Raw genomic sequence first — 13,118 nt, 5'->3', positions numbered from 1 at the left:
TCAAGTTCTTGATCTCGGAGTCGAGCTGAACGCCCGCATGCCCTGGCCGACGCCCGCGTACACGGCGACGAGCGCCCACACACCGGCCAGTACGGCGGCGACGGCCCCGGGCGACAACGCCGTCAGCAGCACGCCCGCGCAGCCGAGCCCGGCCGGGCCCGCGATCAGGGTCAGGCCGTTGAACACGCCGAGCGCACGTCCTCGCACCCGCTCGGGGACGCACGAGCTGAACCACACCATGGCGACCGGCATCATGACCCCGTTGCCCAGGCCGATCAGCGCCCCACCGGCGGCGACGGGCAGCAGGCCGCCGAACGTGCACGTGCTGAACAGCCCGCAGGTGAGCATCAGCAGACCGGTCACGAACGCCGACCGCCGCGAGCGCGCCACGAGCAGGGCGTAGAGGCCCGAGCCCGCGATGCTGCCCACGGCCATGCCCGACATCGTGTACCCGAGCCAGCCGGGCTGCTCCAGTCCACGGAAGTACGCCGGGACCAGCACCCCGACCAGCGGCGCGATGACGAACGTGCTCCCGGCCGCGACCACCACGAACGCCCGCAGCCCGCGATCACGCCACAGGAACCCGGCCCCCGGCGAAGCACCGGAACCACCCGCACCGGACGAAACGCCTTCGGACTCGCCCCCCAGGACCTCTTCGGGCTCGACCCGCAGGAACAGGGTGCACACGGCGGCGAGCGCGGAGCACGCCGCCGTGAGCCACACCACGTGGATCGCGTCCACCCAGCCCAGCAGTGCCCCGGCGACGGCCGGACCGCTCAGGAACGCCACGCCGACCGCCGCCTGACGCACCGAGGCGATCCGGTCGAGCGACACCCCACCGGCGCGCCCGACGCCTGCCATCAGCGTCTCCCTGGCCGTCAGTCCGGGCGCGTCGAACAGCGCGCCCGCCACCCCGAGCACCGCCAGCCACTCCACGGTCAGCCCGGACAGCCCGTCCACCACCGCCAGCGCGGCCACCGCCAGCGCACTGCCGAGATCGGCCAGCACGCTCATCGCCCGCCGATCCACCTGATCGGCCAGCCAGCCGCCGAGGAACGACGACACCACCACCGCCCCCGCGCCGAAGGTCGCCACCAGGGCGGCGGCCGAGGCGTCGCCGGTGCGCTCCAGGACCAGCAACGGCAGCACGACGCCGACGGCGGCGTTGCCGAACACCGACAACGCCTCGGCGGTGACGAACAACGGCAACGACGACCTGGACCGCGATGCCACAGCCGCTCTCACCCGTCCTCGTACGGCCTCTCCAGGGCGATCACCCCGGGCACCCGGCCGGGCCTGGCCACCCGCAGCATGCCGTACCCGATCCCGGCCAGGCCGGTCATCAAGCCGGGCACCTGCACCTCGCCGACCGTCCCGCACACCCACTCGCCCCTGGCGGCCGAGGCGTGCGCCAGGGCGACGGCCTCCTGCCGCAGCGCGGGGTCGTCGCGGAGCGCGGCCACCTGCAACAGCAGTTCGATATTGCCGAAGTCGCCATGGCACAGGCACTGGCTGAGACCGAAACCGTGGGCCCGGGTGGCCGCGAGGGCGGCGTCGATCTCGGCATCGGCGAGCGCTCCGCCCAGCCGCTCATGCGACAGCACGCGCGACAGCCCGATGCCCATCGCGCCGTAGCACCAGAACGCGGCGGGCGGCGTGCCTTCGGGGAAGTCGAAGCCGGAGTGGTCGCGCAGCTCGGCGAACGTGCCCGTCACCGGGTCGAAGCTCTGCTGCTCGTAGCCGATGGCGTCGAGTCCGGCCTGGATGTAGACCTCCTCCGACAGCAGTTCGCCCGCCTTGCCGAGGGCCCAGCCGATGCCGCCCATGCCGTGGGAGAAGCCGGAGATGGGACGGAAGGCCTGGCCGCGCAGCGAGTCGGGCAGCCAGCCCGGCCCGGCCTTGCTGCCCAGCAGGTGGCGTGCGGCCTTGTTCATGATCTCGCGTACGCGTGGCCGGGGGCTGAGCGCGTACAGGCTGTCGAGGCAGGCCAGCACTCCGGCGCAGCCGCCGACGACGTCGTGCTCGCGGTCGGACTCGATCAGTGTGCTCAGCGGCTCCAGCAGGCTCATCGCCTGGTCGACCAGCCGTTCGTCCTGCCACAGGACGGCCAGATGGCTCAGCGTGTAGACGACGCCGCCGTAGCCCGCCATGCCGAGTTCCCGGCCCAGCAGGCCACGCCCGGACTGGGCGAGCGCGGTGTCGACCGAGGCGCGGGCCAGGCCGGTGTACCCGGTGTCGCCGGTCAGCGCGCCCAGGTGGGCCAGGAACAGGGCGATGCCGCTGAGCCCGTTGAACAGGTCGGGCCTGACCCGGCCGAGCGACCAGTCGCCGTCGCCGGTGGCGTTGACGCCGAACCACTGCGCGCCCCCGGCCGTGGTGACCGCGAGTTCGCGCAACCGGTCGCCGATGCCGACGGCCGCGCGCAGCAGGTCGCCGGGGTCGTGCTCGCGCGGCCCCGCGACCGGGTGCAGGGAGTAGGAGGGGAGCAGGCTCGCGCTGTGGTTCTTGGCGGCGGCCAGGCCGATCGTGCCGTGCACCAGCCAGTGCTGCAGGGCATAGTCGTCGGGCCCGAACGTGGCCAGGCGGTCGAGCACGGCGTCCATCGCGGGCCGTACGTGGAAACCGGGCACCGGCTCGTCGTGGCTGGCCAGCAGGGTGTCGCCGTCGGTCAGCACACTGAAGTACGGGATGTCGTTGTTCCACAGGTCGCGCCGCTCGGCGGCGATGCACGGATCGAGTGCGGGCAGGTGCGGCGACTCCCGCCACAGCGCGTCCAGGTGGCGGTCCCTGTCGCTGCCGTCGCGCAGCAGCGAGGGGTGCAGGGCGGTGCGCAGCATGGCCTCGTACAGCATGGTCGGGCGGACGATCACCCGGACCCGGTCGCCGCGGAACATCTCCAGCACCCGGGCCAGCGGCTGCCGCTGACGTTCGCAGATGCGGTAGGCCTCGGTGAACCCGGCCAGGACGTTCTGGCGGAACTCGTTGAGGTCGAGGGTCACGTCGGGGGCGACGGGACGGTGGTTGGGCAGTTCCATGGGCTTGTGCGCCAGTTCGATGCGCATGGTGTCCTTGCCCAGGTCGACCAGGAACGGGATGGGCGTCGGCGTGGTGAGGTTCACCGGGTGCCCCATGCCGGACACGTCGACCAGCGTGCCGTCCTCGGCGGTCCAGGCCGGTTGCGGCAGCAGGCCGATGGCCAGGACCGAGGAGACGGTGAGCTGGCCCATGGCATGCTCGACCTCGGTCATCCGGGTGTCGCGCAACGCCAGTTCGGGGGCCAGCAGCGATTCCAGGTCGACCAGGACCGGCTGGTCGCCGACCGCGATCAGATTCTCGGCGTGGAAGTCGGCGGCCCGCAGCAGGTGCAGCAGGGCGAGCAGGAAGCCCTGGCGGTGGTAGAAGTCGCACAACGCCGCGCGGGTCTCGCACGGCCGTGCGCGGACGTACTCCACCCAGCCGTAGTCGCCGCGGTCGTGCACCTCGATGGTCAGCAGGCGGCGGGTGGCGCCGTGCTCGTTGAACCAGCGCAGCAACTCCTGGAAGTGCGCGTCGACGGCGAGTGTGCGCGGTTTGTACATGATCTGCAGGCCGTCGGCGAATCCCACCCGGCACACGGTGCGTCCGTCGCGGTGCCGGTCGCCGAGTCCGATGTGCAGCTCGGTGGGCGGGCCGGTGAGGCCCAGCAGATCGGCGTCGGCCTCCAGTCGCTCGGCCAGCAGGGCGGTGGTGCTGACCCAGTTGCGCACGGCGATGGAGATCTGGCGCAGCAGCACCGGGTAGCGCTCCAGCAGCCGCGCCCGGCCTTCGGCATGGCGGTAGAGGTCCATGAAGCGCTCGAAGCGCTCCTCGCTGCCGCCTTCGCCGAGCGCGCCGCTCTCGCGCGCCTCGTACAGCTCCACGACGGAGGTACGGGCCATCATGCGGTGGACGAGCTCGGTCAAGGGGCCGAACGCGTCGCCGACGATGACCGCGCGGCTGCGCTCCTGCTCGAACAGGGTGCCGCCGAGGCTGTCGAGACGGGCGTGCAGCAGGGCGCGGCCATGCCTGAGCAGGGGCGCGACCAGGGCCGAGAGGGTGTTGATCTGGGTCAGCTCCCAGTCGGCGTCCAGGTCTCGCTCCAGCAGGAAGCCGCTGTCGTGCACGAGCCGCATCCACTGCGGCTCACGCGCGTCGCCGCCGCCCGGACCGGCCAGCAGGGCGAGCAGGCGATCCTCGTCCAGCCCGTCGGCCCGCAGCCGCCGCTCCCACAGCCCCGGTGTGTCGAACGGCGTGATCGAACGCCACGCCTCCAGCCGCCGCCTGGCCTCCTCGTCCGGAGGTACGGCGCCGCCGCGGCGCTCGGCGAGGGGCGCGGCACGAAGAAAGGCGGGTACGCCCGCGAGGGCGTACCCGGGGAAATCAGGCACAGCACGACACCGTGCCGGAGCACACGCGCGTGGCCGAGCTGACGGTGGCGCCGGCCCTGTCCTCGCTGAGTGCCTGCATCTTGAACGCCTGGTCCAGCTCCAGTGCCGGGTCGCCGGCGAAACCTGCGTACGACGGACGCATGACTACCTCCCTGTGATTTCCGAAGGCGGATCTCCCTTTTCAGGGAAAGGCCGCCTCTTCGTCATCAGAATCACCCGCCGGGAAAATCTTCGTAAGCCCGATCGCTGCCAAAAGTAACCGTATTCCCGCCATTCAGAATAGATATTCATGCAGATCAGATAGGTTTTGCAGGAATTAGTCCTGCCCGAGACAGGACCGGACGGCGGCGGCCAGGTTCGCCGCCCGCGGGTCGTCGGGGCGGAAGTTCCAGAGGTTGGTGACGTAGCCGAAGCCGACGCCCGCGTCGGGGTCGGCGAAGCCGATCGACCCGCCGGAGCCGGGATGGCCGAACGACCTCGGCCCGGTCATCGGCAGCGGCGGGCAGGCCCGCCAGAAGCCGAGCGACATGTGGAAGGAGCGCTCGGCCGGGAGGTCGAGTCCGGGCGGCATGCCGTGCATCCGCGTCCGGTCGGTCTGGACCGCGATCGCCCGCTCGACGTCCGACGGTTCGAGCAGCCGCACGCCGTCGACCTCGCTCACCGTGGCGGCGTACATCCGGGCCAGCGAGCGCGCGTCGGAGATCCCGTTGGCGGCGGGGAACTCGGCCGCCCGCCAGGCCCGGGTGGTGTGGTAGGCGGTCGAGGGGTCGGCCGCGTTGTCCAGCGCGCCGCCGAGCGACCCGGCGCGCATCGCGACCGAGTCCGGGCCCCATCCGGCGTTCATCCAGGCTGTGACGGTGTCGGCGTCCAGGCCGGTGCTCCTGATGATCCCGGCGGTCAGCTCCTCCAGGCTGAACGGCGCGGCGTACCCGATCCGGGCCAGACGGCCCTCGTGCTCCTCGGGCAGGCCGATCCAGGTGCTCAGACCGAGCGGGGCGGCGACCTCGTCGGCGAAGAACGTGCCGAGCGACCTGCCGGTGATCCTGCGGACGACCTCGCCGACCAGGAATCCGTAGGTGACGCCGTGGTAGACGTGCTCGGCGCCCGGCTGCCACAGCGGCGGCTGGGCCTCCAGTGCGCGGATGACCGGGTCCCAGGCGCACGCCTGCTCGAAGGTCAGCGGGCCGTCGACGATCGGCAGTCCGGCCTGGTGCGACAGCAGCAGGCGCATCGGGATCTCCGCCTTGCCGTGCGCGGCGAACTCCGGCCAGTACTCGGCCACCGGGGCGTCGAGATCGAGGTCGCCGCTCCGGGCCAGCATGTGGGCGGCGATGGCGGTGGCGCCCTTCGTCGTGGAGGCGACCTGGACGACGGTGTCCTCCTCCCAGGGCCGGTTCGTCTCGGGATCGGCGACGCCGTCCCAGAGGTCGACGACGCGGCGGCCGTTCACGTAAACGGCGCAGGCCGCGCCCAGTTCGCCGGGCTGGTCGAAGTTCGCGCGAAAGACGTCGGCGACCTTTCCCCAGCCGTCCTCGACGCCATTCTCATTTGTCCTGCCTGCCATTGTCGTCTTCCTTTCCCGGTGGATTTCACAGCTACCTAATGCCACTGACTACCGCTACAAAGTAACACTGACTACCAGTACTCAGCAACACTACATAGCTATGGGCCGCCGGGCGAGGAGTATGCTGTGAACAAGAATCCAATCTGTTCATATGGAGATGTGATGCCACCCGCGTTCTCCGCCGCCGAGCGGTCGCGGATCACCGAGCTGCTGCTCGACACCGCCACCCGCCTGTTCGCCGTCCAAGGCCTGCGCAAGACCTCCCTGGAGGAGCTGACCGCACCCGCCGGTATCGCCAAGTCCTCGCTGTACGCCTTCTTCGACTCCAAGGAGGACCTGTACTTCGAGGCCGTCCTGCGCCAGAGCGACCAGGTACGGCGACGCGTCATCGACGAGGGCCTGGAGCAGGGCGCCGACACGCGTGACGCGCTGCGGCGCTTCCTGCGGGCCACGGTCGCCGAGCTCGACGCCAACCCGCTCTACCGGCGGCTGCTGTCGCACCCCCAGGAGATGGCGGCGGTCGCGGCCAGGCTCACCCCCGAACGGCTGGCGGCGGCCGAAGCCGGACCCTCGGCCGACCTGCGCGCCTTCGTCGACGCCCGGCTCGACGGCGATCCTGATGTGCTGATCGGCGTGCTGCGGGCGGTCCTGATGACACCGCTGCACGCCGAGCACCTGGGCGCCGACATCTACCCGGCCGTGATGGAGCGCCTGATCGACGCGGTCACCGAAGGGATCACCTCATGCTGAACGGCCTGCCGTACCTCGTGGTGGGGGAGGGGCCGCCGCTCGTCGTGCTGCTCTACACGCCGCAGGCGGCCAACCCGACCGGGATCGCACGCTGGTCGACGATGCGGCTGGTCCGGCCGTACACGCGGGACTTCACGGTGTATGTCGTCAACCGCCCGCCGGGGCTGCCGGACGGCACGACGATGGCCGATCTCGCCGCGCTGTTCGCCGGGGCGATCAAGGACTCCTTCGAGGGGCCGGTGCACGTCCTGGCCATCTCCACCGGCGCCTCCATCGCCCTGCAACTCGCCGCCGACCATCCCGGCCTGGTCGATCGCCTCGTGCTCGGGGGCGCCGCCTGCACGCTCGGTCCGGCAGGCAGGCGGGCCCAGCGCGCCTACACCGAACGCGCCCGCCAGGGCAGACGGCCGAGCCCGGCCCTCGCCGAGCTGGTCACCGGCTCGCCGATCGGCAGGCGACTGCTCAGGGGCCTGCTGTGGCTGTCGGACGGCCGTGCCGACCACACCGACGCCGCCACCGTGATGGCGGCCGAAGACACCTTCGACCTGCGCGGACGGCTGCACGACATCAAGGCGGCCACCCTGCTCGTCCAAGGGGAGAACGACGTCGTCTACCCGCTGGAGCTGGCCAGGCAGACCGTCGAGGGCATCCCGGACGCCCAGCTCATCGTGTACCCGGGCAAGAGCCACAGCGCCACCTTCACCGACAGGCGCTTCGCCCCTGACACCCTCGCCTTCCTCACCGACAGGTGACCTCCCGCGCCAGATGCACGGTGATGTCGGCCGAGATCCGCACCGTCGCGGGCAGCACACGCCTGACGGCCTCGAGCGCCTGCCGCCGCGGCGCCGGGTCCAGCACGAGATAGGCCGACACCGTCGACAGATAGCCCACGAACCGCTCGGCCGTCAGCACCAGCGGACGTTCGAGCACGACCTGCCTGACGTCGTGGAAACACGGCGAACGCCGCAACTCCGTGCCCGGCCACTGCATGGCCTCCCCGTCAGGCGTCCCGTCGGGCGACGGCACCTCGTCCCCGGCCAGGTACGGCGAGCGGGCCACACGCACGGCCTCGGCCACGGCGGGGTCGGCCAGGCGGACCGGGCCACCGAACGAGGCGAACACACCACCGGGCTCCAGCAGGGCGGCCACGCGCGGCCATCGGCCTTCGGACGCCGTCCAGTGCAGGGCCGCCGCCGCGAAGACCAGGTCGTGGCGCGGCCCCGGCCGCAGGTCCTCGAAGGCGGCCAGCCTCGTGCCGACGTCCGGCGGCACGTGCCTGCGCAACTCGGCGAGCATGCCCGGGTCCGGGTCGGTCGCGGTGACCGTGACGCCACGGGCGGCCAGCAGCCGAGTCGCCTTGCCGGTCCCCGCGCCGATCTCCAGCGCGGTGCGGATCGGCCTCGCGGCGTAGGCGGCGACGACGTCGAACAGCTCGTCCGGATAGCCGGGCCTGAACTCCTCGTACGCCCGCGCCATCGACCCGAAGCTCCGTGCACGACTCGTCATGCCCAGCATCCTGGCACGCACCGCACCCGCGTCAGCGCCCATGTCAGGCGCGCGGCGGTCCGGTATCAGGGCGTTCGGCCACCGTTGTCCCCATGAACGACACAGCGATCGCAGCCTCGGGGCTGCGCAAGGCGTACAAGGACAAGGTCGTGCTCGACGGCGTCGACCTGGAGGTCGAAGCGGGTACGGTCTTCGCCCTGCTCGGGCCCAACGGCGCGGGCAAGACCACGACGGTGAACGTCCTGACCACCCTGCTCACCCCCGACGCGGGCACCGTGCGCGTCGCGGGGCACGACGTGGTCACCGAGACCAGGGCGGTGCGGGCGGCGATCGGCGTGACGGGACAGTTCGCCTCGGTCGACGCGTTGCTCACCGGCCAGGAGAACCTGCTCATGATGGCCGACCTGCTGCACCTGCCCAAGGCCGAGGGGCGTCGCGTCGCCGGACGGCTGCTGGAGCGCTTCGACCTGGTCGAGGCGGCGGGCACGATGGCGGCCTCGTACTCGGGCGGTATGCGCCGCAAGCTGGACCTGGCCATGACGCTGGTCGGCGAGCCCCGGATCATCTTCCTGGACGAGCCCACGACCGGCCTGGACCCGCGCAGCCGCCGCACGATGTGGGAGATCGTCAAGGAGCTGGTCGACGACGGCAGGACCATCTTCCTGACCACGCAGTACCTGGAGGAGGCCGACGCGCTCGCCGACCGCATCGCCGTACTCGATCACGGCAGGGTCGTCGCCGAAGGCACGGCCGCCGAGCTCAAGCGTCGCGTCCCCGGCGGGCACGTGCGGCTGCGGTTCGCCGGGCGGCCGGCGCTCGACCTGGCGGCCCGGCTGCTGCCCGACGCCACCGCCGACGAGGACGAGCAGGCCCTGCGGGTGCCGGGCGACGGCGGGGTGAAGGCGTTGCGCGCGCTGCTCGACCGGCTGGACGCGCACGGCGTCGAGGTCGAGGAGCTGTCGGTGCACACGCCCGACCTCGACGACGTCTTCCTCGCCCTCACCGGCAAGCCCGGCACCACCACCACGACCACCACGGAAGGCAGTGCCCGATGAACGCCCTCTCAGCCACCTTGGCCGACTCCCGGACCATGTTCAGGCGCAACCTGCGCCACACGACGAGGAATCCGCTGACCCTGTTCAATGCGATCCTCATGCCGATCTTCCTGATGTTCCTCATGGTGTACGTGCTGGGCGACGCGTTCAGCGTGGGCGTCGGGTACGCCGACTACGCCACGCCCGGGCTGATCCTGACGACCATCTGTTACGGCATCGGCCCGACGGCGACGGCGGTGAGCTCGGACATGACGACCGGGTTCATCAACCGGCTGCGGGTGATGCACGTGTCCAGGGCCGCCGTGCTGAACGCCCATGTGCTCACGACCACGCTGCGCAGCCTGGCGGCGATCGTGGTCGTGCTCGGGGTGGCCTTCCTCATGGGGTTCCGGCCTTCGGCGAGCCCGGTGCAGTGGCTGGGCGTGGCCGGTGTCGTCGTGCTGACGGCGGTGGCGATCAGCTGGCTGACGGTGGCGTTCGGGCTGGCGGCCAGGACGCCGGAGAGCGCGGGGCTCGCCGGGGTGCCGCTGATGTTGCTGCCGTTCCTGAGCAGCGCGTTCGTCCCGGCCGACAGGATGGGGCCGGTCGTGCGGGAGTTCGCGCAGTACCAGCCGTTCACGCCGATCATCGAGACGCTGCGCGGGCTGCTGACCGGCACGCCGTCGGCGGGCACGGCCGTCGTCGCCGTCGGCTGGTGTGCCGGGATCGCGTTGGCCGGGTACCTGTGGGCGCGTGCCTCGTTCACGAAGCGGGCGTGAACGGCGCCAGGGCGTGCTCCGCCAGCTCGCGCCAGTCCTGTGCCCGCCCGGCCAGGGTCGCCTCGGTGAACTCCCCTTCACCGAGGCGTTCGCGCGCCCCGGCCTCGATCCTGGCCCCGTCCGGCTGCGCGCGGTCGGGCGTCCCGCGTACGGCGTCGCTGGTGCCGAGCAGGCGTGCGGCCAGCTCGGCACGGCCCTGGCGCAGGGCGAGGTCGGCAACGCCGATCAGCACCTCGGCGATCAGCGGCGGATAGCCGGACTCGGCGGCCGAGCGGAAGGCCTCGCTCCAGAGTGCACGCGACTCCTCCAGGTCGTCGCTGAGATAGCCGTAGGAGGTGACCGCCCTGGCGTGCGCCGACTCGCTCGTCCGGGCGTCGCGCAGCGTGGCCAGGTGCTCCCTGGCCAGCTCGTGCTCGCCCCGCCAGCGGGCCAGCTGCGCCTTGGCGAGGGCCAGTTCGACGAGCTCGTCCGGCCAGACGATGCCTTCGGCCAGCCGTTCGGCCTCGGCCATGGCGAAGGCGCTCGCGCGCTCGTCGCCCAGCAGGCTGTACAGCTTGGCCTGGCGTGCGCGCAGGCCGACGACGTCCTCGGTGCCGCCCAGCTCGCTCAGCGCCTCGACGGCCTCCTCGTAGTGCTCGCACGCGCGGGCCAGGTCGCCCTGCGCCGAGAGCCGGTCGGCGAGGAAGGTCAGGGCCAGCGAGATGCCCCACCGGTCGCCCAGCACCCGGAACTCGGCCAATGCGATCTCGATGTCGGCGTCGACGCCGTTCTCGTCGCCGCCGAGCGTCAGCCGTAGCCGGCCGCGGGTCAGCCTGGCCTGGGCGCGTACCCACGGGTCCTCGTCGGAGACGAGCGGGTCGAACGCGGTCATGTACTCGGTCGGGCCCTGCACCATCTTCTGCAGCGGCGCGACGAATCCCAGCATGGTGTGGCGTTCGCCGCTGAGCTGGGTGTAGTGGTGCGCCTTGTCGATCCACTCGCTCGCCTGGTACTGGTCGCGGCCGGGACCGGAGGTGATGAAGATCGTGACCATCGTGTACGCCATCGCCCGTGCGGCATGCGACACCTCGCCGGGCAAGGAGGCGGCGGCGATGCTCAGCTCGGCGCCCTCGGCCCGGTGCCCGCTGAGGAACCAGTACCACCCGGCCGCCGCGACCAGGCGCATCGCCTCCGCGCTCCGGCCTTCGGCGATGGCCCAGCGCATGGCCGCGCCGATGTTGTCGTGCTCGGCCTTCAGCAGCGGCAGCCACGACAGCTGCTCCGACCTGCGCAGGTGCGGCTCGGCCGCCTCGCACAGCTCGGTGACGTAGGCCAGGTGCGCCGCGCGGGCGCTCTCGCTCTCACCCGCCTCGGCCAGGCGGTGCGCGGCGTACTCCCTGATGGTGCCGAGCATGCGGTAGCGCGTGTCCTCGACGTCGGCGATGAGCAGCGACTTGTCCATGAGCGCGGTCAGCACGTCGAGCACCGGCTCACCGGCGAACATCTCGCCTCCGCACACCTGCTCGGCCGCCTCCAGCCCGGCCCCGCCGGTGAACACCGACAGCCGTCGCAGCACGCCTCGCTCGGCCTCGGTGAGCAGGTCCCAGCTCCAGTCCACGACCGCGCGCAACGTCTTGTGCCGGGCGAGCGCCGTACGGCTGCCGCCGGTCAGCAGGCGGAAGCGGTCGTCGAGGCGGCGGGCCAGCTGGTCGGGCGACATGGTGCGCAGCCGGGCGGCGGCCAGCTCGATGGCCAGCGGGATGCCGTCGAGCGCACGGCAGATGCGGGCCATGGCCGCGAGGGTGTCCGGGTCGGAGCCGATGTCCGCGCGGACCAGCCCGGCGCGCTCGCGCAGCAGCCGCACCGCGGGCGAGGCGCCGACCTCGGCCGGGCTCGCCCCCTTGGCGGGCAGGGCCAGCGGCTCGACGTGCCGCACCACCTCGCCGGTGATGCCGAGCGGCTCCCTGCTGGTGGCCAGCACGCGCAACCGGCGGCACTCGCCGAGCAGCCGGTCGGCGAAGGCCGCGGCCTCCTCGATCACGTGCTCGCAGTTGTCCAGGACGAGGAGGATCGCGCGTTCCCTGAGCGCGGCGACGAGCCGTTCCATCGGCTCGCCGTCCCTGGCCCCGCCGAGCAGCGCCTGGTCGCGCAGCCCGATCGCGGTGAGCGCGGCCTGCGCCAGGTCGCCTCCCGCCTGTACGGAGGCCAGTTCGACCAGCCAGGCGCCGTCCGGCAGCTCGGTCAGCATCGTACGGGCGGTCTCGGTGGCCAGCCTCGTCTTGCCCGAGCCGCCGGGACCGGTCAGGGTGACCAGCCGGTGCGCGATGGCCAGGCGGGCGACGGCCGCGATGTCGCCCGCCTCGCCGACGAAGCCGGTCAGTTCGGCGCGCAGGTTGGTCCTGCGGTTGTCGGCGCTCTCGCCGAGCTCGCCGCGCAGCAGTGCGGTGTGCAGGGCCGACAGCTCGGCCGAGGGGTCGGCGCCGAGCTCGTCGGCGAGCCGTTCGCGCGTGCGCTGGTAGACCGTCAGCGCCTCGGGGCCGCGCCCGGCCTCGGCCAGCGCCCGCATGAGCGCGGCGACGAAGCCTTCGCGCAGGGGGTAGGCCGAGGTCAGCTCGGTCAGCTCCGGCAGCAGTTCCGAGCCGCGCCCGATGCGGATGTCGGCGTCGACCCGGTCCCCGAGCACGTTGACGTACATCTCGTCCAGCCGTGCCGCCGCCGCGTCGAAGGCGTCGCTGTCGCGCAGCGCGATGTCGGCCATGGCCGAGCCCCGCCACAGGGCGAGCGCCGAGCGCAGCAGCTCGGCACGCTGGGCGGGCTCGGCTGTGCGGGCCTGGCCGGCCAGGTGCTCGAAGCGGGAGGCGTCCACCGCGTCGGGCGCCACCGCCAGCCGGTACCCGCCGGAGTCGGCCTCGATCAGCCCGTCGGGCAGCACCCGGCGCAGGCGCGAGACGAGCGCCTGCAGCGCGTTGGCCTCGTCGGCGGGCGGGCGGCTGCCCCAGATCCAGTCGACGAGCTTCGAGCGCGTGACGACCCTGCCGGGTTCGAGGGCGAGTGCGGCCAGCAGGGCGCGCAGCCGGGCGCCGGGGACCTCCACCGGGGA

Annotated in this window: 10 protein-coding genes; 4 read left to right on the top strand and 6 right to left on the bottom strand. The window is 72.3% G+C overall.

Features of this window, described 5'->3' with window-relative positions; all coding sequences use genetic code 11:
• The 4 genes from ACTWNK_RS22215 to ACTWNK_RS22200 all read right to left on the bottom strand — a co-directional run bounded on the left by ACTWNK_RS22215 (nt 1) and on the right by ACTWNK_RS22200 (nt 5,970).
• A complete protein-coding gene (locus tag ACTWNK_RS22215; RefSeq protein WP_474306386.1) occupies nt 1–1,233 on the bottom strand; it encodes an MFS transporter in 1,233 nt (410 codons plus the stop codon).
• Between the two features lie 8 nt (nt 1,234–1,241).
• Nucleotides 1,242–4,406: a type 2 lanthipeptide synthetase LanM family protein gene (locus tag ACTWNK_RS22210; RefSeq protein ID WP_474306385.1), complete on the bottom strand. Its 3,165-nt coding sequence runs from the start codon at nt 4,404–4,406 to the stop codon at nt 1,242–1,244.
• Nucleotides 4,399–4,548, bottom strand: a complete 150-nt coding sequence (locus ACTWNK_RS22205) for a hypothetical protein (protein ID WP_474306384.1) — start codon at nt 4,546–4,548, stop codon at nt 4,399–4,401. Before ACTWNK_RS22205 ends, ACTWNK_RS22210 begins: the two co-directional genes overlap by 8 nt.
• 174 nt (nt 4,549–4,722) lie before the next feature.
• On the bottom strand, nt 4,723–5,970 hold the full coding sequence (locus tag ACTWNK_RS22200) for a serine hydrolase domain-containing protein (protein ID WP_474306383.1): 1,248 nt from the start codon (nt 5,968–5,970) through the stop codon (nt 4,723–4,725).
• A gap of 162 nt (nt 5,971–6,132) precedes the next feature.
• Between ACTWNK_RS22200 and ACTWNK_RS22195 the strand changes: the two genes are divergently transcribed.
• Together ACTWNK_RS22195 and ACTWNK_RS22190 are read left to right on the top strand one after the other, a co-directional pair.
• A complete protein-coding gene (locus ACTWNK_RS22195) occupies nt 6,133–6,720 on the top strand; it encodes a TetR/AcrR family transcriptional regulator (protein WP_474306382.1) in 588 nt (195 codons plus the stop codon).
• Nucleotides 6,714–7,472 carry an alpha/beta fold hydrolase gene (locus ACTWNK_RS22190; RefSeq protein WP_474306381.1) on the top strand — a complete coding sequence of 253 codons (759 nt, stop codon included), beginning with the start codon at nt 6,714–6,716 and terminating at the stop codon, nt 7,470–7,472. The genes ACTWNK_RS22195 and ACTWNK_RS22190 overlap by 7 nt, the downstream gene beginning before the upstream one ends.
• Here ACTWNK_RS22190 and ACTWNK_RS22185 read toward each other — a convergent pair.
• On the bottom strand, nt 7,459–8,226 hold the full coding sequence (locus tag ACTWNK_RS22185) for a class I SAM-dependent methyltransferase (RefSeq protein WP_474306380.1): 768 nt from the start codon (nt 8,224–8,226) through the stop codon (nt 7,459–7,461). The two genes, ACTWNK_RS22190 and ACTWNK_RS22185, sit on opposite strands and share 14 nt — an antisense overlap.
• A gap of 92 nt (nt 8,227–8,318) precedes the next feature.
• Here ACTWNK_RS22185 and ACTWNK_RS22180 point away from each other — a divergent pair, with 92 nt between their 5' ends.
• Nucleotides 8,319–9,281 carry an ATP-binding cassette domain-containing protein gene (locus ACTWNK_RS22180; RefSeq protein ID WP_474306379.1) on the top strand — a complete coding sequence of 321 codons (963 nt, stop codon included), beginning with the start codon at nt 8,319–8,321 and terminating at the stop codon, nt 9,279–9,281.
• Entirely contained in the window at nt 9,278–10,039 is a 762-nt protein-coding gene (locus ACTWNK_RS22175) for an ABC transporter permease (protein WP_474306378.1), read from the top strand. Before ACTWNK_RS22180 ends, ACTWNK_RS22175 begins: the two co-directional genes overlap by 4 nt.
• On the opposite strand, the gene ACTWNK_RS22170 is transcribed toward ACTWNK_RS22175, so the two are convergent.
• Entirely contained in the window at nt 10,023–13,112 is a 3,090-nt protein-coding gene (locus ACTWNK_RS22170; protein ID WP_474306377.1) for an AfsR/SARP family transcriptional regulator, read from the bottom strand. The two genes, ACTWNK_RS22175 and ACTWNK_RS22170, sit on opposite strands and share 17 nt — an antisense overlap.
• Nucleotides 13,113–13,118: the final 6 nt, after the last annotated feature.

The organism is Nonomuraea sp. IBHARD001, from assembly GCF_056106265.1.
This window is presented reverse-complemented; position numbering and strand designations above follow the sequence as displayed.